The sequence below is a fragment of the Methylococcus mesophilus genome (assembly GCF_026247885.1).
GTDB lineage: Bacteria > Pseudomonadota > Gammaproteobacteria > Methylococcales > Methylococcaceae > Methylococcus > Methylococcus mesophilus.
Map to the genome: position 1 here is coordinate 1,217,095 of NZ_CP110921.1, position 21,441 is coordinate 1,238,535.

The 21,441-nt window shown below is 63.4% G+C and carries 22 protein-coding genes and 1 tRNA gene; 5 read left to right on the forward strand and 18 right to left on the reverse strand.

Translation table 11 applies throughout. The features are described 5' to 3' along the window. Position 1: 1 nt before the first annotated feature. From mlaD to rnr, 10 genes are all read right to left on the reverse strand, one after another. The gene (gene mlaD / locus OOT43_RS05450; RefSeq protein ID WP_266023782.1) at positions 2-499 is read right to left on the reverse strand and encodes an outer membrane lipid asymmetry maintenance protein MlaD; all 498 of its coding nucleotides are present in this window, start codon (positions 497-499) and stop codon (positions 2-4) included. A 3-nt stretch (positions 500-502) separates the two neighbouring features. Beyond that, the gene (gene mlaE / locus OOT43_RS05455; RefSeq protein ID WP_266023783.1) at positions 503-1,294 is read right to left on the reverse strand and encodes a lipid asymmetry maintenance ABC transporter permease subunit MlaE; all 792 of its coding nucleotides are present in this window, start codon (positions 1,292-1,294) and stop codon (positions 503-505) included. After that, on the reverse strand, positions 1,294-2,118 hold the full coding sequence (locus OOT43_RS05460; protein WP_266023784.1) for an ABC transporter ATP-binding protein: 825 nt from the start codon (positions 2,116-2,118) through the stop codon (positions 1,294-1,296). The genes mlaE and OOT43_RS05460 overlap by 1 nt, the downstream gene beginning before the upstream one ends. 127 nt (positions 2,119-2,245) lie before the next feature. After that, entirely contained in the window at positions 2,246-3,025 is a 780-nt protein-coding gene (locus tag OOT43_RS05465; RefSeq protein WP_266023785.1) for a DUF2806 domain-containing protein, read from the reverse strand. A gap of 12 nt (positions 3,026-3,037) precedes the next feature. After that, the gene (serS, locus tag OOT43_RS05470; protein ID WP_266023787.1) at positions 3,038-4,312 is read right to left on the reverse strand and encodes a serine--tRNA ligase; all 1,275 of its coding nucleotides are present in this window, start codon (positions 4,310-4,312) and stop codon (positions 3,038-3,040) included. Positions 4,313-4,320: 8 nt separating this feature from the next. After that, positions 4,321-4,647 carry a DUF190 domain-containing protein gene (locus OOT43_RS05475; RefSeq protein WP_266023789.1) on the reverse strand — a complete coding sequence of 109 codons (327 nt, stop codon included), beginning with the start codon at positions 4,645-4,647 and terminating at the stop codon, positions 4,321-4,323. Next, positions 4,644-5,330: a fluoride efflux transporter CrcB gene (gene crcB, locus OOT43_RS05480; RefSeq protein ID WP_266023790.1), complete on the reverse strand. Its 687-nt coding sequence runs from the start codon at positions 5,328-5,330 to the stop codon at positions 4,644-4,646. The genes OOT43_RS05475 and crcB overlap by 4 nt, the downstream gene beginning before the upstream one ends. Beyond that, positions 5,327-6,385 carry an S-methyl-5-thioribose-1-phosphate isomerase gene (mtnA, locus tag OOT43_RS05485; RefSeq protein ID WP_266023792.1) on the reverse strand — a complete coding sequence of 353 codons (1,059 nt, stop codon included), beginning with the start codon at positions 6,383-6,385 and terminating at the stop codon, positions 5,327-5,329. Before mtnA ends, crcB begins: the two co-directional genes overlap by 4 nt. 102 nt (positions 6,386-6,487) lie before the next feature. After that, the gene (rlmB, locus tag OOT43_RS05490) at positions 6,488-7,240 is read right to left on the reverse strand and encodes a 23S rRNA (guanosine(2251)-2'-O)-methyltransferase RlmB (protein ID WP_266023793.1); all 753 of its coding nucleotides are present in this window, start codon (positions 7,238-7,240) and stop codon (positions 6,488-6,490) included. After that, positions 7,237-9,504, reverse strand: coding sequence for a ribonuclease R (gene rnr / locus OOT43_RS05495; protein WP_266023794.1), 2,268 nt, complete (start codon positions 9,502-9,504; stop codon positions 7,237-7,239). Before rnr ends, rlmB begins: the two co-directional genes overlap by 4 nt. A 116-nt stretch (positions 9,505-9,620) precedes the next feature. On the opposite strand from rnr, the gene OOT43_RS05500 reads away from it, so the two are divergent. Next, positions 9,621-9,705: transfer RNA gene (locus OOT43_RS05500), tRNA-Leu, on the forward strand. A gap of 146 nt (positions 9,706-9,851) precedes the next feature. Here the strand turns inward: OOT43_RS05500 and OOT43_RS05505 are convergent. From OOT43_RS05505 to hfq, 6 genes are all read right to left on the reverse strand, one after another. Beyond that, positions 9,852-11,150 carry an adenylosuccinate synthase gene (locus tag OOT43_RS05505; RefSeq protein WP_266023795.1) on the reverse strand — a complete coding sequence of 433 codons (1,299 nt, stop codon included), beginning with the start codon at positions 11,148-11,150 and terminating at the stop codon, positions 9,852-9,854. Positions 11,151-11,220: 70 nt separating this feature from the next. Then, positions 11,221-12,441 (reverse strand): ATP phosphoribosyltransferase regulatory subunit, encoded by a 1,221-nt coding sequence (locus tag OOT43_RS05510; RefSeq protein WP_266023796.1) that lies wholly within the window; start codon positions 12,439-12,441, stop codon positions 11,221-11,223. A gap of 128 nt (positions 12,442-12,569) precedes the next feature. After that, positions 12,570-13,433: a protease modulator HflC gene (gene hflC, locus OOT43_RS05515; protein WP_266023798.1), complete on the reverse strand. Its 864-nt coding sequence runs from the start codon at positions 13,431-13,433 to the stop codon at positions 12,570-12,572. Further along, on the reverse strand, positions 13,433-14,650 hold the full coding sequence (hflK, locus tag OOT43_RS05520) for an FtsH protease activity modulator HflK (protein WP_266023799.1): 1,218 nt from the start codon (positions 14,648-14,650) through the stop codon (positions 13,433-13,435). Before hflK ends, hflC begins: the two co-directional genes overlap by 1 nt. A 103-nt stretch (positions 14,651-14,753) precedes the next feature. Then, positions 14,754-16,052: a ribosome rescue GTPase HflX gene (hflX, locus tag OOT43_RS05525; RefSeq protein WP_266023800.1), complete on the reverse strand. Its 1,299-nt coding sequence runs from the start codon at positions 16,050-16,052 to the stop codon at positions 14,754-14,756. Positions 16,053-16,099: 47 nt separating this feature from the next. Next, complete coding sequence (gene hfq / locus OOT43_RS05530; RefSeq protein ID WP_266023802.1) at positions 16,100-16,348, reverse strand: RNA chaperone Hfq; 249 nt, start codon at positions 16,346-16,348, stop codon at positions 16,100-16,102. Positions 16,349-16,627: 279 nt separating this feature from the next. On the opposite strand from hfq, the gene nagZ reads away from it, so the two are divergent. Genes nagZ through OOT43_RS05545 form a run of 3 tightly spaced genes read left to right on the forward strand, consistent with a single transcriptional unit; the run spans position 16,628 to position 18,964 of the window. Continuing rightward, positions 16,628-17,662: a beta-N-acetylhexosaminidase gene (nagZ, locus tag OOT43_RS05535; protein ID WP_266023803.1), complete on the forward strand. Its 1,035-nt coding sequence runs from the start codon at positions 16,628-16,630 to the stop codon at positions 17,660-17,662. Next, positions 17,659-18,222 (forward strand): hypoxanthine-guanine phosphoribosyltransferase, encoded by a 564-nt coding sequence (locus OOT43_RS05540; RefSeq protein WP_266023804.1) that lies wholly within the window; start codon positions 17,659-17,661, stop codon positions 18,220-18,222. The genes nagZ and OOT43_RS05540 overlap by 4 nt, the downstream gene beginning before the upstream one ends. A gap of 1 nt (position 18,223) precedes the next feature. After that, the gene (locus OOT43_RS05545; RefSeq protein ID WP_266023805.1) at positions 18,224-18,964 is read left to right on the forward strand and encodes an S-methyl-5'-thioinosine phosphorylase; all 741 of its coding nucleotides are present in this window, start codon (positions 18,224-18,226) and stop codon (positions 18,962-18,964) included. Between the two features lie 6 nt (positions 18,965-18,970). On the opposite strand, the gene OOT43_RS05550 is transcribed toward OOT43_RS05545, so the two are convergent. Then, entirely contained in the window at positions 18,971-19,309 is a 339-nt protein-coding gene (locus OOT43_RS05550; protein WP_266023806.1) for a thiosulfate oxidation carrier protein SoxY, read from the reverse strand. Positions 19,310-19,505: 196 nt separating this feature from the next. Here OOT43_RS05550 and soxZ point away from each other — a divergent pair, with 196 nt between their 5' ends. Then, positions 19,506-19,808 carry a thiosulfate oxidation carrier complex protein SoxZ gene (gene soxZ, locus OOT43_RS05555; RefSeq protein ID WP_266023807.1) on the forward strand — a complete coding sequence of 101 codons (303 nt, stop codon included), beginning with the start codon at positions 19,506-19,508 and terminating at the stop codon, positions 19,806-19,808. On the opposite strand, the gene OOT43_RS05560 is transcribed toward soxZ, so the two are convergent. Then, positions 19,809-21,389, reverse strand: a complete 1,581-nt coding sequence (locus tag OOT43_RS05560) for a peptide chain release factor 3 (RefSeq protein WP_266023808.1) — start codon at positions 21,387-21,389, stop codon at positions 19,809-19,811. Positions 21,390-21,441: the final 52 nt, after the last annotated feature.

Here is a 21,441-nt window from a genome sequence, read left to right on the forward strand (position 1 = left end):
GCTATTTCCCTTTGCCCGATTTGTCCTCGGACTTGCCATCGCCCTCCGCCTTGTTGAACAGGAAACGGCTGATGACTTCCTCCAGGACGAGAGCCGACTGGGTCAACTCGATCTGCCCGCCTTCGCCCAGGTAGTCGTCGCTCCCGCCGGGTGTAAGGCCGACATACTGCTCTCCCAAGAGGCCTGCGGTCAGGATGCTGGCGCTGGTATCACTGGGAAGGGTGTCGTACCGCCGGTCGATGCGCATTTCTACGACAGCCTCGTACGAGGCCTTGTCGAAGGACACCGACGTGACCCGCCCGATCCGCACCCCCCCCATGGAGACGGCCGCGCGAGGCCGGAGGCTGCCGACATTCTGGAACCGCCCAATGATCCTGTAGCCTTCAGCGCCGGTCTCGAACTCGCTGAGATTGCTCACCTTCATGGCGAGCAGAAACAGCGACGCCAGCCCCAGGGCGACGAATATCCCCACCCAGATTTCGATCGATTTTGAATGCACGCCTCAATCCTTTCCAAACATCAGGGCCGTGAGCACGAAGTCGCAGCCCAGCACTGCGAACGCCGAATAGACCACCGACCGCGTCGTCGCACGGCTGACGCCTTCCGAGGTCGGCACGGCATCATAGCCCTCGAATACCGCGATCCAGGTGACGACCGCACCGAAAACCAGGCTCTTGATTACGCCGTTGACGATGTCCTCGTCGAAATCGATCTTGGCCTGCATCTGGGAGCGGAATGCGCCTTCGTCCACGCCGAGAAGGCCGACGCCGACGAAATAGCCGCCTAGCACGCCGATGATGCTGAACAGCGCCGCCAGCAGCGGCATCGAAACCACACCGGCGAAATAGCGCGGTGCGATGATCCGCTTCACCGGATCAACCGCCATCATTTCCATGCCGGAAAGCTGCTCGGTCGCCTTCATGAGGCCGATTTCCGCCGTCAAGGCGGAACCGGCCCGGCCAGCGAACAGGAGCGCCGTCACCACGGGACCGAGTTCCCGCACCAGCGACGCGGCCACCATCACGCCCAGACTCTCCTCCGCGCCGAAATCCGAGAGGACATAGTAGCCCTGCAGCCCGAGCACCATGCCGACGAACAGGCCCGAGATCATGATCAGAAGGATACTCAGCACGCCGACCGAATACATCTGAACGATCAGCAGCCGCAGGCGCGCGACCAGCCCTGGCAATCCCGTCAGAACGTGCAGAATGAACAGATGGGCCCGCCCCAGTTTGCGGACGCTGACCAGCGCAGACTGGCCGAGAAGCTGGAACGGCTTCAACACGGTATTCATCAACTCGCCACGAAACCCAGCAGATCGCTCGCGTAATCCTTGGAAGGATAATGGAAATGGACCGGGCCGTCCGGCAGCCCGTCCATGAACTGCCTGATCCAGGGCGAATCCGATTGCGCCACTTCCACCGGCGTGCCGCGCCCGACCACTTTGCCTCCCGAGATCAGGTAGACGTAGTCCGCAATCGAGGCAGTCTCCTGCACATCGTGCGAAACCACGATACTGGTCAGACCCAGCCCGTGGTTGAGGTCGTGGATCAGCTGCACCAGCACCCCCATGGAAATGGGATCCTGGCCCGTGAACGGTTCGTCGTACATGATCATCATCGGATCCAGCACGATGGCCCGCGCCAGCGCGACGCGCCTCGCCATCCCGCCCGAAAGCTGGGCCGGCATCAGGTCGCGGGCGCCTCGCAAACCCACGGCTTCGAGCTTCATCAGCACCAGGGTGCGGATCATCGATTCCGGCAAGCGGGTATGCTCGCGCAAGGGGAAGGCGACGTTCTCGTAAACCGAAAGGTCGGTGAGCAGCGCCCCGCTCTGGAACAGCATGCCCATGCGCTTGCGCAGGGCATACAGCTCATCCAACCCCAACCGGTGCACGTTGATCCCGTCCACCCGAACGCTACCGCTATCCGGGCGAAGCTGCCCGCCGATGAGCTTGAGCAGCGTGGTCTTCCCGGTGCCGCTGGGGCCCATGATGGCGGTGATCTTGCCGCGGGGGATGTCGAGGTCGATCTTGTCGAAGATCTTGCGACCGTTGCGGGAAAAACTCAGGCCGCGGATGGAAACGAGCGCTGTGGTGTCCGAAGGCTGGAAAGTCATTGGGCCGCTACGCGCGTCGTATCGTCGGTGCAGTACGCAAAAAAGGCGTGTATTGTCGGGACTGGGGCGGTGTCCGTCAACTCGAGCCCACCCCGCCAAGACAGAAAGCCTTTACGGATCAAGCGCATCACTGAGGCTGCAGCTCGACCTGCGCCAGTGCGACGCCCCGTTCGTCCCCGATCCGCTTGATCAGATTGCGGGCATAACCGTTGAACGGCTTGACCCTTACGGCGGCGGCGAGTTGATGGCCGATCACGGAAAATTTACGGTAGCTCACGCTGCCCGGCTCTTCGCCCGCCGGCTTAGCCACTTCGTACACCCGGTCGAAATAGTTCACCCGAAGACCGCGCGAACTCCCGCTCAACACCCCGGTTTCCAGCGAAAGCAATCCGATGCCGATGAAATGCTGGGTCAGGTCGTTGCCGCGCACATAGCTCCACATTTCCTGCCGTGTCAGAGATTCGTCGAACAGGAAGCGCCAGCCGGATTCGAAGGCGAAAACGAAGGCGCAATACTCGGAAAAGCCGCTCAGTTCCCAGGCCTCCATCTGGCTCAAGCACGCCAGCGTACGCTGCGAATAGAAGCCCGGCGCCGCCGTCTCCTTCGCCAGCACGCGCGCCCAGAATTCCTGCGCTTCTGGCTCGCCGACGTCCTGCGCCAGCCGGAAGAAGGTTTCCAGCCAATCGGCGCGGACCGGCTCCTGCGACGCGTATTGCGGCAACTCCGCGGCGGTAAGTTCCAGAATGCGTTCGATGTTGCGCTGGCGTTTCGCTTCCCTATGGGCGGTGCGAGCCGCCACGCGCGCTTCGAACGCCGCCGCTTCGGCCGCGTCCCCAGGCAGTTGACAGGCGCCCTCCCCCAGCACCGAAGCCGTGGCCTCGGCCAGTGTGATCCACAATTCGCTCATGGCCTCGCTCGCTTATTCGATGACGGTGACGCCGCCCATGTAAGGCGCCAGGACCTCTGGCACCCGGATCCGCCCCTGCTCGTCCTGATAGTTTTCCATGACCGCGACCAGGGTTCGTCCCACCGCCAGCCCCGAGCCGTTGAGCGTATGCACCAGCTCCGGCTTGCCGGTTTCGGGATTGCGCCAGCGCGCCTGCAGCCGGCGGGCCTGGAAATCGCGGAAATTGCTGCAGGAGGAGATTTCCCGGTAGGCCTGCTGCCCCGGCAGCCAGACTTCCAGGTCGTAGGTCTTGGCCGAGGAGAAGCCGGTGTCGCCGGCGCACAGCACGATCCGGCGGTACGGCAGACCGAGCTTCTGCAGGATGGTCTCGGCGTGCCCGGTCAGCGCCTCGTGGGCCGCCGCCGAATCCTCCGGACGGGTGATCTGGACCAGCTCGATTTTCTCGAACTGATGCTGGCGAATCAGCCCCCGCACGTCGCGGCCGTAGGAGCCGGCTTCGCTGCGGAAACAAGGGGTATGGCAGACGAACTTCAACGGCAGGCGCTCGGCCTCGACGATCTCGTCGCGGACCAGGTTGGTCACCGGCACTTCGGCGGTGGGGATGAGATAGAACGCCGGATCGTGTTCGATCTTGAACAGATCTTCCTCGAACTTCGGCAATTGCCCCGTGCCGCGCAGGCTGTCGGCATTGACTATGAACGGCACATAGGTTTCGACGTAGCCGTGGTGGCCGGTGTGGGTATCGAGCATGAACTGCGCGAGGGCGCGCTGCAGCCGGGCCAGCGGCCCCGTCAGGACCACGAAGCGCGAGCCGGTCAGCTTGACCGCGGCCTCGAAGTCCGCGTAACCCAGCCCCACGCCGAGATCGACGTGGTCCTTGGCCTCGAAGCCGAATCGGGGCGGCTCGCCCCAGCGCAGTATCTCGACATCGTCGTCCTCGCTGCGGCCCTCGGGCACGTCGGCATCCAGGATATTCGGCACGCCCAGCAGCAGGTCCTCCATGCGGGACTGGATCGATGCCAGTTCCGTTTCCTTCTCCTGCAGCTGATCGCCCAGCCCCTGTACCGCCGCCAGAAGAGGTTCGATGTCCTCGCCGCGGGCCTTGGCCTGGCCGATGGATTTGGAGCGGGTATTGCGCTCGTTCTGCAGGTTCTGCGTTTCCACCTGGACCGACTTGCGGCGCTCCTCGAGCGCGCGAAACGCTTCGACGTCCAGGGCAAATCCCCGGCGCGCGAGCTGTTCCGCAGTCTGCTCGAGCTGGCTGCGGACTAAGCGTGTATCCAACATCGTGTTGCCTATGCTCCTTCGTTGCGATGCGCGGTTCCCCGTACCGTAGCCGGCCAGGTCACCACATGATGTAGATCGTATCTTTCGATGATGTCGGCGAGTGCCGACTCGACCCGCTCCGGCGCGTCGAAAAACTCGACGACCAATGGCAGATCCAGCGACAAGTCCACCAGGCTGGCGGTATGCAGCCTGCCATCGGAACCGGCTCCCGCCATGCCCTGGAATACCGTGAGGCCCGCGACTTCATGCGTGGCGACCAAATGCTTCACCAAGTCGCGCATGACGTGCTCGCCTTCCCGCAGATAAATCCGGACGAACGTCACTTCCCGGCTCATCCCGTCCCCCTTGCCAATGCCAGCCCCAGACTCAGAAACACCACTGCGGCGAACGCCGACAGGGTAAAACTGCCCCACAACTCGACCGGGCCCCGCAACTCGGTGCCCGTCAAAACCAAAGCCGCCAGGGTTCCTACGACGATGAGGCCGGTCAAGGCCACCAGGACCAGCGATTCGAGCTGAGGGCCGAAGCCCGTCCGCGCAAACGCGTGAGCCGCAGCGAAGCCCGCTAGAAACGCCACCACGCAGGCCGCCCCGAACACCCGCAGCCCCGGTCCGCCCGCCATGGTTGCGATCTCGCCGACGGCCAGGCGGCGTGCCAGCACCGTGCCGACCCAGACGGCCGCAAGACACAGAATGACGCTCAACAGCACGTTGAGCGCAGCCTTGAACACGCTCCCTTCTTCGAACAGAACCAGCGTTTCCACGGAGAACGTCGAAAACGTCGTGTAAGCGCCGAGAAAGCCGACCAGCACGGCGGCACGGTATTCCGCCGCCAGGGCAAAACGCTGGATCATCAATACCGTCAGGAATCCCATGAGAAACGAACCGCTGACGTTGATGAACAGCGTTCCATGCGGAAAATCCCTGCCCAGCCAACCGTACAGGCCATTGGAGACCCAGAAGCGCGCCAGGGCTCCGGCGGCTCCGCCCAAGGCAATCGCGACCAGCGAAAGATTCATCGCGCCTTTCCGCGCAGGGCCGCCATGGCATCGGGCGAGGGATTCGCCACTGTACCCGCCTCCGTGACGATGGCGTCGATCAGCTCGGCCGGCGTCACGTCGAACACAGGATTCCAGGCCCCGATCACACTGTCGCTCCCGAGAAAAGCCGGATGCAGCAATTCGCGCGGATCGCGCTCCTCCACCACGATGTCCCGGCCGGTGGCCGTCGCCCAGTCTACCGTCGACGTCGGCGCCGCCACCATCAGCTTCACCCCGTGATGCCTGGCCAGCACCGCCAGCGAATAGGTGCCGATCTTGTTCGCCACGTCGCCGTTGGCGGCGATGCGGTCGGCGCCGACAACCACCCATTGCACTGCGCCGGATTTCATCAGCCAGGCTGCGGCGGAATCGGCCACCAGGGTCGCCGGAATCCGGTCCTCGTTCAGTTCCCAGACCGTGAGCCTGGCGCCCTGGGACCAGGGTCGGGTTTCGGTGGCATAGACCCGTTCCAGCGCGCCACGGCGCCAAGCGCTGCGGATTACGCCCAGTGCAGTGCCGTATCCGCCGGTCGCCAGTGCGCCGGTGTTGCAATGCGTCAGCACCCCTTTACATCCGGCCAGGATATCGGCGCCGAGTTCGCCCATCGCCAGGTTGGCGGCGAAATCGTCTTCGTGAATCTTGCGGGCAACCGCCAGAAGCGGCAGTACGGGATCGCCTTCGATACCAGCAATCGCCTCCCGCATCCGATCCAGCGCCCAGAACAGGTTCACGGCGGTAGGGCGAGACTCGGCAAGCCGCCGGATGTCGTCCTCGATGGCCCGTTTCCAGCCCGAGGGATCACGGACGAAGCAGCCCCTGGCGCCGAGCACGACGCCATACGCCGCGGCAATGCCGATCGCCGGCGCGCCGCGGACCCGCATGCTGGCGATCGCTTCCGCCACACCCGCCGCGGTGTCGAAAGTCTGGTAGACCCTCTGGCCCGGCAACACGCGCTGATCCAGCACGTCCAGGCCTCGGTCCGTCCATTTGAGGGCCTGGACGTTGGAAACTGCGAAAAATGAATGGTCTGACACGGGAGTGAAAGCTCTGGAGCGGTTCATCGGCTGCCGCAAGCGGCACAAGATGCGGATTTTACGGGCTGAGAGCGGGATTGGCCATGGACGCCGCCGGCCGATTCAGGGCGCCGCCTGCCCCCGCTGGCGGAGGGCTTCGTACAGGACTATGCCGGTCGCCACCGACAGATTGAGGCTCTCCACCCCGCCCAGCATCGGTATCCGCAACAAAAAGTCGCAGCGCTCCCGGGTCAGACGCCTTAACCCCACCCCTTCTGCGCCCATCACGATCACCAGCGGCAGGTTCAGATCCAGCTCGTACAGCGTCTTTTCCGCTTCGCCTGCCGCCCCGGCCACCCAGTAGCCGTGCTGCTTGAATTGATCCAGGCTGCGGGCAAGATTCGTCACCCGGTACACCGGAACCGTCTCGGCGGCGCCGGAGGACACCTTGGCCGCGGTCGGCGTCAATCCGACCGACTGGTCCTTGGTCACCACCAGTCCTTTGACACCCGCAGCATCGCAAGTCCGCAGGCAAGCCCCGAGATTGTGCGGGTCCTGCACATGGTCGAGCACCAGATAGAGCGGATGGCCGTCGGCGGCATCCAGCGCGTCCAGCAATTCAGCCTCGCCCCGCTCGCTCGGCAGATCCAAATCCAACAGAATGCCCTGATGCTTGCGCGGATCGGCCATGCGGTCGAGCTGTTTTCGGTCCGCACGGACAATCTCCACCCCCAGTTCGTCCAGGCGCGAGGCGACCGCTTTGAGCCGGCTCTGCATGCGGTGGGCGTCCAGCCAAGCCTTGAGTACCTTGTCGGGCGAGTATTCCAGAGCCGCCTCGGCGGCGTGAATGCCCCAGACCCGGCGCGCTTCGCTCACTTCTTGCTCCGCTTCCGGCTGCGCTTTCTGCGCTTCTGCTGCGGCTCAGAGGCCTCCGCGGTCTTCTTGACCAGATCGAGGTCGATCTTGCGTTCGTCGAGATCGACCCGTGCGACTTTCACCCGCACGGTATCGCCGAGCCGGTAACGCACCCCGCTGCGCTCGCCGGTGAGGCGATGGCCGATGGGATCGTAGTGGAAGAAATCCTTGTCGAGATTGGAGATGTGCACCAGCCCCTCGACGAAGATTTCGCGCAGCTCCGCGAAGAAGCCGAACGAAGTGACGGCCGAAATGACGGCGTCGAATTCTTCGCCCAGCTTGTCCAACATGAATTCGCACTTGAGCCAGCTCACCACATCGCGGGTGGCCTCGTCCGCGCGGCGCTCGCAGGTCGAGCAATGCTCGCCGGCCAGCACCAGATCGTTGTGGGAATAGGCGAATTCGCTGGGTTTGGCTCTGCTCAAGGCATGCTTGATGGCACGGTGTATCAAGAGGTCGGGATAGCGTCGGATCGGCGAAGTGAAATGGGTATAGGCATCGGAAGCCAAGCCGAAATGCCCTTTCTGGTCGGGGCTGTAGACTGCCTGCGCCAGCGACCGCAGGAGCACGGTCTGTACCAGATGTTCGTCGGGCCGGCCATGGATGGCCTCGATTAGTTCTGCGTAATGTCCGGGCTCCGGCTCGTCGCCGCCACCCAGGCTCAGGCCGACCTCGCCCAGGAAGGTGCGCAGATCCGTGAGGCGCTCCGCCGTGGGGCCCTCATGGATGCGCAACAGGTGCGGCACCTTGGTCTTGGCGAGGAAGCGGGCCGTCGCCATGTTGGCGGCGATCATGCACTCCTCGATGAGGCGGTGGGCATCGTTCCGGACGACCGGCACGATGGTCTCGATCTTACGCCCGGCGCCGAACACGATCCGGGATTCCTGGGTCTCGAAATCGATGGCGCCGCGCTCGTCCCTCGCCCGCCGCAGAAGCCGATAGACCGAATGGAGATTTTCCAGGTGCGGCACCAGCGCCTTGTAGTGCCGCCGGAGCGGCTTGTCGCCGTCGACCAGCATCCGCGCAACCTGACTGTAGGTCAGACGGGCGTGGGACCGCATCACGGCCTCGTAGAACTTGGCGCGGCCGACATTGCCTTCGTCGTCGAGGACCATCTCGCAGACCATGCACAGGCGGTCCTGATCCGGGTTGAGCGAACAAAGCCCGTTGGACAGCACCTCCGGCAGCATCGGAATCACCCGCTCGGGGAAATACACCGAGGTGCCACGGGTGTGGGCCTCCTGGTCCAGGGCCGTACCCGGCTTGACGTAATGCGAAACGTCGGCTATCGCGACGTACAGCTTCCAGCCCTTGGGGGTGCGGCGGCAATACACGGCGTCGTCGAAATCGCGCGCGTCTTCGCCGTCGATGGTCACCAGCGGGATATCCCGCAGATCGGTCCGGCCGACCTTGGCCTCCTCTGGCACCTCCGGGGCCAGCCCGGCGATCATGGCTTCGACCTCGTCCGGCCACTGGTTCGGCAGATCGTAATTGCGTATCGCAACCTCGATCTCCATGCCGGGCGCCATATGGTTGCCCAGGATCTCCACGATCCGGCCGATGGGTTCGCGCCGCGCGGTCGGCTGCTCAACGATCTCGACCACGACGATCTGGCCGTGTACCGCACCGGCAAGAGCGTTTTCCGGCACCAGGATTTCAAGGGGGATGCGCTTGTTGTCCGGAACGACGTAGGCGATGTCGTTTTCGATGTAAAGCCGGCCTACGGTGCTGCGGGTGTTGCGCTCCAGAATCTGGACCACCGCGGCTTCCCGACGCCCCCGGCGGTCGATGCCGCGCACGCTGACTACCACGCGGTCGTCGTGAATCAGGGCGCGCATGTCCTTCGGCGAGATGAACAGGTCGGCGCTGCCGTCGTCGGGGTGGAGAAAACCGAAACCATCCGAATGGCCGATGACCCGGCCGGCGATCAGATCCTTGGCGTTGACCACGCAGAAGTGGTCGCGGCGGTTGCGCAGCAGCTGGCCGTCACGTTCCATGGCGTTGAGCCGGCGCCGCAGCGACTCACGGTCGTCCGCGTCGTCCACGCCGAGCGCATCGGCAACCTCTTCGAGGTTGGCCGGCGCGCCGATGTTCTGCAGCACCTTGAGAATCAGTTCCCTGCTGGGGATCGGGCGTTCGTACTTCTTCGCCTCCCTTTCCGCGTACGGATCCTTATGGCGGAACTCCCGCTCCCTGCTGGCGGCATCGGCCGAAGATGTATTCAAATCGCTTTCCTGATCCTTGATGCTCAATGTGTTCTCTCGAGTGCTTCGTTGTTGACAGTAATGATGGAGCTGGCTATCATACCAGCTCTCGCAAGGCTTTCGGGCCTCATCATCTTGCCGAGGTGGTGAAATTGGTAGACACGCATGTTTCAGGTACATGTGAGGCGACTCGTGGAGGTTCAAGTCCTCTCCTCGGCACCAAGCACTTCCCGTACGCTCAGATCGAGCGGGCATCCCTAATATAGAAAATTCCGGTTGTTGATGGCATCCGCGCCAGCTTTGGCGTATCGTGCCACCTTTTCGCATGCGGGCCTCCTCGCCGGAGGAAACCCGCGTCCAGGCCCCTTTTAGCCCGCCGCGAAGGGATTTTGCATCACGATCGTGTCCTGCCGGTCGGGCCCTGTCGAGATGATGTCGACACTGACGCCGGTGGTCTCTTCCAACCGCTTGATGTAGGCCCGGGCATTGGCGGGCAGATCGTCCAGGGCACGGATACCAGCGGTTGACGCCTGCCAGCCCGGCATTTCTTCGATGATCGGTTCACAACGGGCGTAGTTGTCCGCACCGATCGGCACGGTATCGATTTCCTGCCCGTCGTAACGGTAACCGGTGCAAATTCCGATCTTGGGCAAACCGTCGAGTACATCCAGCTTCGTAAGGCAGATACCACTCAGGCCGTTCAGTTTGGCCGATCGGCGCATCAGCACGGCGTCGAACCAGCCGCAACGCCGGCGGCGGCCGGTCGTTGCTCCGAATTCAGCGCCGTTCTGGGTCAAAATCTCTCCTGTAGCGTCGAGCAATTCGGTCGGAAACGGCCCGTTCCCCACACGGGTGGCGTAGGCCTTGGTGATTCCCAGAACGTAGTCGAAATTCAAAAGGCCTACGCCGGTGCCGCAGGAAGCGCCGCCGGCCGTGGTGTTGGACGAGGTGACATAGGGATAGGTGCCGTGGTCGATATCCAGCATCGCGCCTTGGGCGCCCTCGAACAGAACGTTCTCGCCCGCCGCTTGGTAGCGGTGCAGGATGCCCGCCACGTCCCCCAGCATGGGGCAGATTTTCCCCCCGAGATCCAGCAGGTTGTCCAAAGTTTCCTGGAAATCCACGCCTTGCGCGCCGTAATAGCGTGTCAACATGAAATTGTGGTACTCGAGCAGTTCCCGGAGACGTTCGGGCAAACCCGCAATATCACGGAGATCGCCCGCCCGCAACCCCCGGCGCGCCACCTTGTCTTCATACGCAGGCCCGATGCCGCGCCCGGTTGTGCCAATAGCCTTGCCGCCGCGCGCAGCCTCCCGGGCGTTGTCCAGAGCGACATGCACCGGCAGGATCAAAGCGCAGGCCTCGCTGATGATCAGCCGGTCGCGGATCGACAATCCGACGCTCTCCAGCACCCCGATCTCCTGCATCAAGGCTTCCGGTGAAAGCACGACGCCGTTTCCAATGAGACAGGTGACGCTGTCCCGGAGTATGCCCGAGGGGATGAGATGGAGCACGGTCTTGCGCCCGTCGATGACCAGTGTGTGCCCCGCATTGTGGCCCCCTTGGAAACGGACGACGGCATTAGCGTGCTCGGTCAGGAGATCGACTAGCTTGCCCTTACCCTCATCCCCCCACTGGGTTCCGATGACGACTATGTTTTTTGCCATTGAATGATGATTCCGTTGCTGTGTCGTTTAGCCCTTGCCGATTCCGCGACGGCACGGCTGGAAACTGGTGTCACGCGTCCTTTGCCACAACAGGACAAACACGCCAACGATCGCCGTCGAACTGCAGCTCGCTGCGGAACCCGTGCGTCGCCGCGTCGCCTTGCTGGCCGGGAAGATTCTCGATGACGATACGTCCGGCGTCGCGCAGTTCGCGGATGGCCCCGGTCAACGTGGGATCGGCGCCAACAGGGGCGAATATGGCATCTTCTCTGCCCGAAAAAGATTCACCGAGTTCGGACAATCTGAGGATGACCTTGAGATCGGCACTGAATCCCGTCGCCGGACGCGCCCGCCCGAATACTTTTCCTATGTCGTCATATCGCCCGCCGCGCGCAATTTCCCTGCCGTAGCCTGGCACGAAAGCGGCAAAAACCACGCCGGTCTGATAGCGGTACCCCCGTAACTCGGCCAGATCGAAATTGATGGGAACCTCAGGGCAGTAGCTGCCAAGCCGCTCCGCCAGAACGGCCAACTCCTCCAGGGCAAGATGCACCACCCTGTCGGCGTCTGCCAGAGACTCCAGGGCCCGCTCAATAACGCCGTGGCGGCCGTTGAGGTCAATCAGGTCCGTAAACATTCGCGCCAGCTGCGGCGCCATTCCCATCCCCTCGATGGCCGCGTTGAGCTCGGGGCGCGCCTTCTGCTGCAACAAGGTAAACAGCTCGCCTTCCTGCTCTCCGCTCAGGCCGGCCTGGCGCGCCAAACCACGGAAGATGCCGACATGTCCCAGATCCAGATGGACTTGTCCGACACCGGCCGTCGCCAGAACTTCCAGCATCAGACGAATAATTTCGAGATCGCTCGCCCCGCCGCCATGGCCGTATAGCTCCGCACCGAACTGGATGGGGCTGCGCGATTTCTCCAGACGATCGGCCTGGGTATGCAGCACGGAGCCCAGATAACAAAACCGCCCCGGCATGCCGCCGGCATGGGTGCGGGCATCGATGCGCGCGACCTGGGGTGTCATGTCGGCGCGGATGCCGAGGAGGCGTCCGCTGGCCTGATCGATCAGCTTGAACGTCTGAATGTCCAGATCGTGGCCGGCCCCTGTCAACAGCGAGTCGATGAATTCGATCAGGGGCGGCATCACCAGCCTGTAGCCCCAGGCGGCAAAACGATCGAGCACCCTTCGCCGAAGCAGTTCCAGCCGCTCGGCTTCCTCGGGCAAGAGTTCTTCAATGCCTTCCGGCAGCAGCCAGCGGTCATCGGCTGGGTAGGAAAAAGGGAACATAAGGAATCAATTGGTTAGAGCCGCAACCAGCCGGCCCTCACCGGAACACCGTTGGGGAAAGACGTTGGTATCGAATTATAGCGGAGGAATCGCCCGGTGTGCCCGTCGGCGACGGGCACACGGCATCGTCACTTGCCGGTGGATTTCTTGAAATACCTGAAGAACTCGGAATCAGGTTCGACCACCAGCGTGTCGTCTTCACGGATCGCGCTGCGGTAAGCCGACAGGCTGCGATAGAGACCGAAGAACTCCTTATTCTTGCCGTACGCCTGGGCGTATATATCCGCCGCGGTTGCCTCCCCTTCGCCGCGCTTGAGCTCGGAATCCCGGTAGGCATCGGCCAGAATCACTTCCCGCTGACGGTCGGCATCCGCGCGAATCCGCTCCGCGGCCTCGGCACCGCGCGAGCGGAAATCGCGAGCCACCCGGGCCCGCTCGGCCTCCATCCGCCGATATACCGAGGAACTGACCTCGCTCGGAAGATCGATGCGCATGACGCGGACGTCCAAAATCTGGATGCCCAGTTGTTCGGCCACCGGACTCGCCGCGCCGCTCAGCACGTCCCGGATCTGCGAACGTTCGGACGATACCAGTTCTCGGATGGTGCGCTTGCTGAATTCGCTGCGCATTGCGTCCTTGATGATCTGATCCAGGCGGATGTTCGCCTGGACCACGTCGCCCGCCACCGTCGTGTAATACTTGGCGACGTCCTTCACCCGCCACTTGACGAAGGAGTCGACGATGACGTTCTTCTTCTCGGAAGTCAGGAACCGCTCCGGTTTCGACTCCAGGGTCAAAATCCGACCGTCGAACTTCTTGACGTTGTTGATGAACGGCACCTGGAAATAAATCCCGGGCGTATAGTCCGATTGCACGATTTCACCCAGCCGGAACCTGATCACCTTCTGGGTTTCGGAGACGGTGAACATCGACAGCGAAGCCAGCACCGCCGCCGCGCCGGCCACCGCAATCATTGCCTTAGCCTGTGCCATTATTGTCCCCTCCCGTCTCTGCCGCGGCTCGACGCACGCCCACCGCCGGCTTTGGCTCCACCATCCTGGCTATCGATCTGCGCTGGAATGGATACGCTGCCGACTTCGGACTCTGACGCAGCGGCATCGGCCGCGCCCCGACCCGACCTGATCTTGTCCAGGGGCAGGTAGATCACATTGTTCCCGCTCTTCACGTCCAGCATCAGGGTGTTAGCACGCTCCATCACTTCCTGCATCGACTCGATGTAAAGACGCTCGCGCATCACGTCCGGCGCCTTTTCGTATTCCGCAAGAAGCCGCTCGAAACGACCGGCCTCGCCCCGAGCCTTGGCGATGACCTTTTCCTTGTAGCCTTCCGATTCTTGAGTCAGCCGCGACGCCGCTCCTCGTGCCTTGGGAACGACCTCGTTCGCGTAGGCCTCCGCTTCGTTCTTGAGCCTTTGCTCGTCCTCGCGCGCCTTGATGGCATCCTCAAACGCCGCCTGCACCTCTTCCGGGGGCTGGGCATCCACCAGATTGACGGTGATGACCCGAATGCCGGCATGATACTGATCGAGGATCTCTTGGATTTCTGCCTTGATATCCGAGGCAACGCTGCTGCGGCCTTCCGTAAGCACGAAATCCATGGTGCTGTTGCCGATAACCGAACGCTCGGCGCTCTCGGTGACCTGTTTCAGCGTGCCCTCGGGATCCAGCACGTTGAACAGATACTCTTTCGCATCCTTGATCTGGTATTGCACGGCCAGACGCAGATCGACGATGTTCTCGTCCTGGGTCAGCATGAGCGCTTCGCGCGGCACCGAACCCAGAGAGCCGACCGCCTGCTGGCGACCGCCCGAGCGGTAGCCAACCTCGACGAAGCGCTGCTGCTCGACGTTGACTACCGTCACGGCCTCGACCGGGGACGGCCAGTGCCAGTGCGGACCGGGCTGGGTCGTTTCGACGTACTTACCAAAACGCGTCACTACGCCGCGGCTGCCCTCGTCGACGATGTAAATGCCGGTCAGGCCCCATACCGCCACGGCGGCCACGCCGATCATGCCGGCAAGCCTGGCCGCGTTTCCACCGCCCCCGCCGCCGTCGGGCTTGCGCCCGAACAGCTTGTTGATGCGGTCCTGCAGATTGCGAAGAACCTCGTCCAGATCCGGAGGGGTATCCTGCTGGTCGCGCCCGCTCCACGGGTCCTTCTTTCCACCGCCCGGTTCATTCCAAGCCATGTGAACACTCCTGTGACGATCTATAGCCATTGCTTTCGAGTTGCAGCATTGCTGGAATTATCCCGGAAATCCTTCAAACATACAAAAATCCCGAGTGGAATCGTCAGTGGCTCACGCTGAGTGGACCTTCGTGTTCCGCCTCGGTGGCGTTATCGCCGATGGCATGGCGTAAACCGCGAGCCGTGGCCGGAAACTCCACGGCCAGCCGCCAGCCGCCTGCCCCGTCGGGCTCGTCCGACAACACCCTGGCCTCGCGATAGAGGCGTGCCCTGAGTTCGCCCTGGGCCGCAGACAGAGTCAGGATACGGCGCTCGACGCCACCGCCCAGGATCTCCTCCAGAAGTTCCTTGAGCAACTCCAGGCCGGCGCCGCTCCGGGCCGAAACCCAGACCTGGGTCGGCCGGCCCGACGCACCGCGCTCGATGTGCGGAACCACGCCCTCCAAGCGGTCGATCTTGTTGTAAACCTCGACGCACGGAATGCGGTCGGCACCGATCTCCGCCAGCACCTGCCGCACCTCGGCGATGGTTTCGTCCATCCGCTCGTCGCTGGCGTCGACGACATGCAGCAGAAGATCCGCTTCGGCCGATTCCTGCAGGGTGGACCGGAACGCCGCGACGAGTTCATGCGGGAGATGGCGTATGAAACCCACGGTATCCGCCAGCACCATGTTCAGACCGCCACTGCTCAGACGCCGCAGGGTCGGATCGAGAGTCGCAAACAATTGGTCGGCCGAATAGACTTCCGCATGTGTCAAGGCATTGAACAAGGTCGACTTGCCGGCGTTGGTATAGCCGACCAAGCCGACCACTGGCACTTGCGCCCGGCGACGCGCCTGACGCCCCTGATCGCGCTGCACTTCCACGTGCTGCAGCCGCTTCTGAATCTGGCGGATCCGGTTGGCGAGCAGACGCTTGTCGGTCTCGAGCTGGGTTTCACCGGGACCGCGCAGGCCGATCCCGCCTTTCTGGCGCTCAAGGTGAGTCCAGCCCCGTACCAGCCGGGTGGAGAGATGTTTCAGCTGAGCCAGTTCGACCTGGAGCCGCCCCTCGAAGGAACGCGCACGTTGGGCGAAAATGTCCAGGATTAGGCCGCTGCGGTCGACCACCCGGACATTCAACGCTTTTTCAAGATTGCGCTCCTGGCTCGGTGTGAGCGCGTGATTGAAGAGTACCAGCTCCGCCTCGTGCGCCTTGACCGTTTCGGCCAGTTCTTCCAGTTTGCCCTGGCCGATGTAGTAGCGGGGATCGATCGCCCGCAACCGTCCCGTGAGCGTAGCCGCCGGCTCCGCCCCTGCGGAGAGGGCCAGGAGCCGCAGCTCGTCCAGATCCTCCTGATCCGGACCGGCCAGCGGCATGTGCACCAGTACCGCGCGCGATCCGGTATCTGGCCTATCGAACAACCAAGTCCCTCAAGACTACGGCTCTATGAAGCACGTCTTTCGCTGCCTCACTCGGCATCCTCGTCGCCACCTTCACCCGCATGCGGCACGCGCACGGGGCGGCCGGGCACGATGGTCGAAATCGCGTGTTTGTACACCATCTGGCTGACGGTGTTCTTCAGCATGATCACGTACTGGTCGAACGAATCCACCTTTCCTTGCAGCTTGATTCCGTTGACGAGATAGATCGAAACCGGAACGTGTTCCTTCCGGAGTGTGTTCAGGAATGGATCTTGCAGATTTTGGCCCTTCGACATCCTCTTTCTCCTTGTTGTTTTTGGATTGGATTACCTTCCCATCCAAGATTTGAAACAAATTAACAGAATTGCACCGGCATAGCCATCTGCACAATCTTGAGACAAACCGTTTGCAATTCAAGCCTTCCCGTAAAATTTTCATGCGGCGACAGGACCTGGTCCCTTCACGCTTGCCTCATCACCGACCCAAGGCATCCCTATTACAATTCAACGGAAAACGCCGCCGTCCGACCGGAGTTCTATGGTTTACAATGCCCGCCCCAAAACGAAGAGAGCCCCATGAACCCAATTCCGTCCCCTCGCTGTGTGATGTTCGACCTTATCGGGACCCGGATATCCGACGACGAGCGCGAATTCCTGCTTCACCCTGCGGCCGGGGGGCTGATCCTGTTCAGTCGCAACTACGAATCGCCGGACCAGATGATAACGCTGGTGTCGGAGGTCCGCGGCCTGCGGCCGGACATTCTCATCGCCGTGGATCACGAGGGCAGCCGGGTCCAGCGTTTCCGCGCGGGCTTTACCCGGCTGCCGGCGGCATCCGCGTACCTTGAAGCCGGCGCCGAAGCCGGGCTGGCGGCGGCCGAGACGGCGGGCTGGCTGATGGCGGCGGAGCTTCGCGCCGTGGGCGTGGACTTCAGTTTCGCGCCCGTACTCGACGTCGATACCGGCATCAGCACCGTCATCGGTGACCGCGCCTTCGCCCGCACGCCGGATGAAGTCACCGCCGCCGCCCGCGCCTTCGCCGCCGGCATGCGTCGGGCGGGCATGGCGGCGGTGGGCAAGCATTTCCCCGGCCATGGCGGCGTGGCCGGCGATTCGCACCTCACGCTGCCCGAGGACCCGCGCGAACTCGAGGACCTGCTCGCCCGCGACCTGCTGCCCTTCTCGGCGTTGATACGCGAAGACCTGGAAGGCATCATGCCGGCCCATGTGCTGTATTCCCGCATCGACGCCCAGACACCGTGTTTTTCTCATTTCTGGCTGCAGACCATCCTGCGCGAACGGATGAATTTCGACGGCGCGATCTTCTCGGACGACCTTTCCATGGCGGGCGCGACCTTGGCCGGCGACTACGCCACCCGTGCCCTGGCGGCACTCAAGGCGGGCTGCGACATGCTGGTGGTCTGTAACACTCCCGAGGCGACGGCGGCGATCCTGCAAGTGCTTGAAAACCGCACCGCTTCCGCCGGCAGCGCCCGCCGCCTTGCCGCAATGCGCGGCCGCTTTCCGATCGACCGCAGCGATCTGCTGGCAAGCGCCGAATGGCGCGCCGCCGTCAGCCGCATCCAAACCCTCACCGGCCCTGCCCAATGAACAGACTCGAAGAAATACGGCGGGTCGAGACGTCCGCCGAGCTGCTGCATTCCGAAGCCGACGTCGAAAGCGCCATCGCCCGTCTGGCTGCGGAGATAGGCGAAGCCATCGCGGACAGCAATCCGGTCGTCATGACCATCCTCACCGGCGGCATCGTGTTCGCCGGGAAACTCCTCACCCATCTGCGGTTCCCGCTGGAGCTCGACGCCATCGGCGCCAGCCGCTACCGCGGCCGGACCGAGGGCGGCGAGACCCACTGGCGGCTGGAACCCGGCCTTTCCCTGCAAGGCCGTACGGTGCTGCTGGTCGACGACATCCTCGACGAAGGCATCACCCTGGCCGAGGTGCGCAAACACTGCTTAGAACTGGGGGCGGAGCGCGTCGTGATCGCCGTCCTGGTCGACAAGGAGCTGGGCCGGGAGAAGCCCTGCCGGGCCGATTTCGTCGGCCTCGTGACCGAAAACCGCTATTTGTTCGGCTACGGTCTGGACTACAAAGGCTATCTGCGCAACGCCGCCGGCATCTACGCCTGCGCCGCCACCGAACTCCAAGGACCGTGACATGAGCCTCACCGCAATCATAGGAGGCACCGGCCTGACCCGGCTCGAGCAACTCGAGATCGTCCGCCGTGAGACCTTGACCACACCCTATGGCCCCCCCTCTTCGGCCCTGACCTTCGGCCGGCTCACCGGTCGCGATTTCGTATTCCTGGCGCGCCACGGCGACCCGCACACTATCCCGCCGCACCGGATCAACTATCGCGCCAACCTCTGGGCGCTGGAACAGGCCGGCGCCGAGTCCGTCATCGCCGCTGCCGCGGTCGGCGGCATCGGCGCAGAGATGGAGCCGGGCCGGCTGGCCATCCCGCACCAGATCATCGACTACACCTGGGGGCGGGCCGGCACCTTCTTCGAGGACGGGCTGGACCACGTCACCCACATCGACTTCACCGCCCCCTACAGCGAAGACCTGCGCCAGAAGCTCATCGCCTCAGCCCGTACCGCGGGTCTTTCCGTCGTCGACGGCGGCGTCTACGGCTGCACCCAGGGACCGCGGCTGGAAACGTCGGCGGAAATCGCACGGATGGAGCGCGACGGCTGCAACCTCGTAGGCATGACCGGCATGCCGGAAGCGGCGCTGGCACGCGAGTTGGAGCTGCCCTACGCGGCCTGCGCGATCGTGGCCAATTGGGCCGCCGGCAAGAGCGAGGGGGAAATCACCATGGCCGAGATCGAGCGGCATTTGGCGCGGGGCATGGCCGATTTCGTCAAACTGCTGACCCGCTACGCCGAATCGCCCTGACCCGGATCAGCCGCAGCCGCCGACCGCCACCTTGACCGGCTTGCGGCTCCAACAGATACGCCCCCCGGCCTCTGCCAACGCAACCACCTCGCTGCTCTCGTTCATCTTGATACGGAGCGAGACCGAGGGCACCGCGCCGTCCAGGAAGTCGAAGGAGGCCGCCAACGGCCGGGGATTGCGCACCACCAGGAGATGCAGCGCAGTCGTGCGCTCTAGGCGGCTCTCCAGCGTCACCGGCACGATGGCGCCGTTCTCTGCACTGTCCGGCACATCCAGCACCAGTTCACCGCTTTCTTCCGGCATTCGGCCGCCAGTGATGGCGCGCAGCGCAGCATCGTAAGACATCGATTCTGCGCCTGCCGCATGAGCGGAGACTCTAAACAGCGGGAGACCGAACCCGAACCCGGCTGCACTGCGCACAAGGGCGAGGAGAAAATGGCGGCGGGAAGCGGATTCGTTCATGTCGCACGAGTTGGCTTGTCGGTGATGCAGCTTATCGCTACCCTGAGTCTTCAGCCAAGACCCGTTCTTTCGCCGCTGCATGAAGATTCGCACCAAGACCGTCGACGGCATGACGACCGTCCGCCTGCTGATCACCCATCCGATGGAAACCGGGCGCCGCCGGGACGAAGCCAGCGGAGCGGTCGTTCCGGCCCATTACATCGAGGAACTGACCCTCGAGCACGAAGGCATACCCGTGGTGCGCTGCCGCCTCAGCACCGCGGTGTCCAAGGACCCTTATTTCTCCCTGCAATTCCGCGGCGGCCGGCCGGGGGAACGCATCCGGGTGAGCTGGACCGACAATCTCGGCGAAACCGAATCGCAGGACGCCGTCATCGAGTAATCAAAGCTCGCGGGTCGCGCTGAAGCGGATGTCCGGCCAGCGCTCCTCGGTGAGCGACAAGTTCACCCGGCTGGTGGCGAGATAGACCAGATAGCCGCTGCCGTCCTCCGCCAGGTTGTCGTGGACCTTGCGCCTGAACTCTTCGAGCTTCTTGGGATCGCTGCACGACACCCAGCGCGCCGTGGTCACCGGCACCGCATCGTAGACGCAGTCCACGTTGTATTCGGATTTGAGCCGGAACGCCGTCACGTCGAACTGCAGCACGCCCACCGCGCCCAGGATCAGATCGTTGTTGCGCAGCGGCTTGAACAGCTGGGTCGCCCCCTCCTCGCTCAGCTGCTGCAGGCCGCGCTGCAGCGCCTTGGAGCGCAAAGGGTCCTTCAGCACCACGCGGCGGAACAGCTCCGGCGCAAAGTAAGGAATGCCCTCGAACTTCAGGTTCTCACCCTGGGTGAAGGTGTCGCCGACCTGGATGGTGCCGTGGTTGTGCAGGCCGATGATGTCGCCGGGATAGGCCTCCTCCACGTTCTCGCGGCTGTCGGCCTGGAAGGTGATGGCGTTGGCCACCTGCATGGCCTTGCCGCTGCGTACATGGAACAGCTTCATTCCCTTGGTGTACTGGCCGGAACACACGCGCAGGAAGGCGATGCGGTCGCGGTGGGCCGGGTCCATGTTCGCCTGGATCTTGAATACGAAGCCGGAAAACCTGTCCTCTTCCGGCCCGACGGCGCGCTCGCGGGCCTGGCGCGAATGCGGCGGCGGCGCATATTCGGCGAAGGCGTCCAGCAGTTCGAGGATGCCGAAGTTGTTGATCGCCGAGCCGAAGAACACCGGCGTCTGGCGCCCGGCGCGATAGGCCTCCAGGTCGAATTCGTGGCTCGCCCCGCGCACCAGTTCGATCTCCAGGCGCAACTCGTCCGCCATGTCGCCCAAGAGTTCGTCCAGCTTCGGGCTGTTCAAGCCCTCGATGACCTCGCCCTTGACGATGCGGTCGCCGTGCGAGGCGCTGAACAAATGGATCGCATCCTCGTACAAGTGGTAAACGCCCTTGAAGCGCTTGCCCATGCCGATCGGCCAAGTGATGGGCGCGCACTGGATGTTCAGGATGCGTTCGACCTCATCGAGCAGTTCCACCGGCTCCCGGCCCTCGCGGTCCAGCTTGTTGATGAAGGTGAGGATGGGCGTGTCGCGCAGCCGGCACACTTCCATCAGTTTGATGGTGCGCTCCTCCACGCCCTTGGCGCTGTCGATCACCATGAGGGCGGAGTCCACCGCGGTCAGAGTACGGTAGGTGTCCTCGGAGAAGTCCTCGTGACCCGGCGTATCGAGCAGGTTGAAGATGCGGTCGCGGTGCTCGAACTGCATCACGGAGGTCGTGACCGAGATGCCGCGCTGCTTCTCCATCTCCATCCAGTCCGAAGTCGCATGCCGCGCCGCCTTGCGGCCCTTGACCGAGCCCGCCAACTGGATCGCGCCGCCGAACAGCAACAGCTTCTCGGTCAGCGTGGTCTTGCCGGCGTCGGGGTGGGAGATGATGGCGAAGGTTCGCCGCCGCTCGATTTCGAATTCAAGATCGGACATGGAACAGGCTTGCGGAAGGAAAACTGCTTATTGTAGGCCATTTCACCACTCA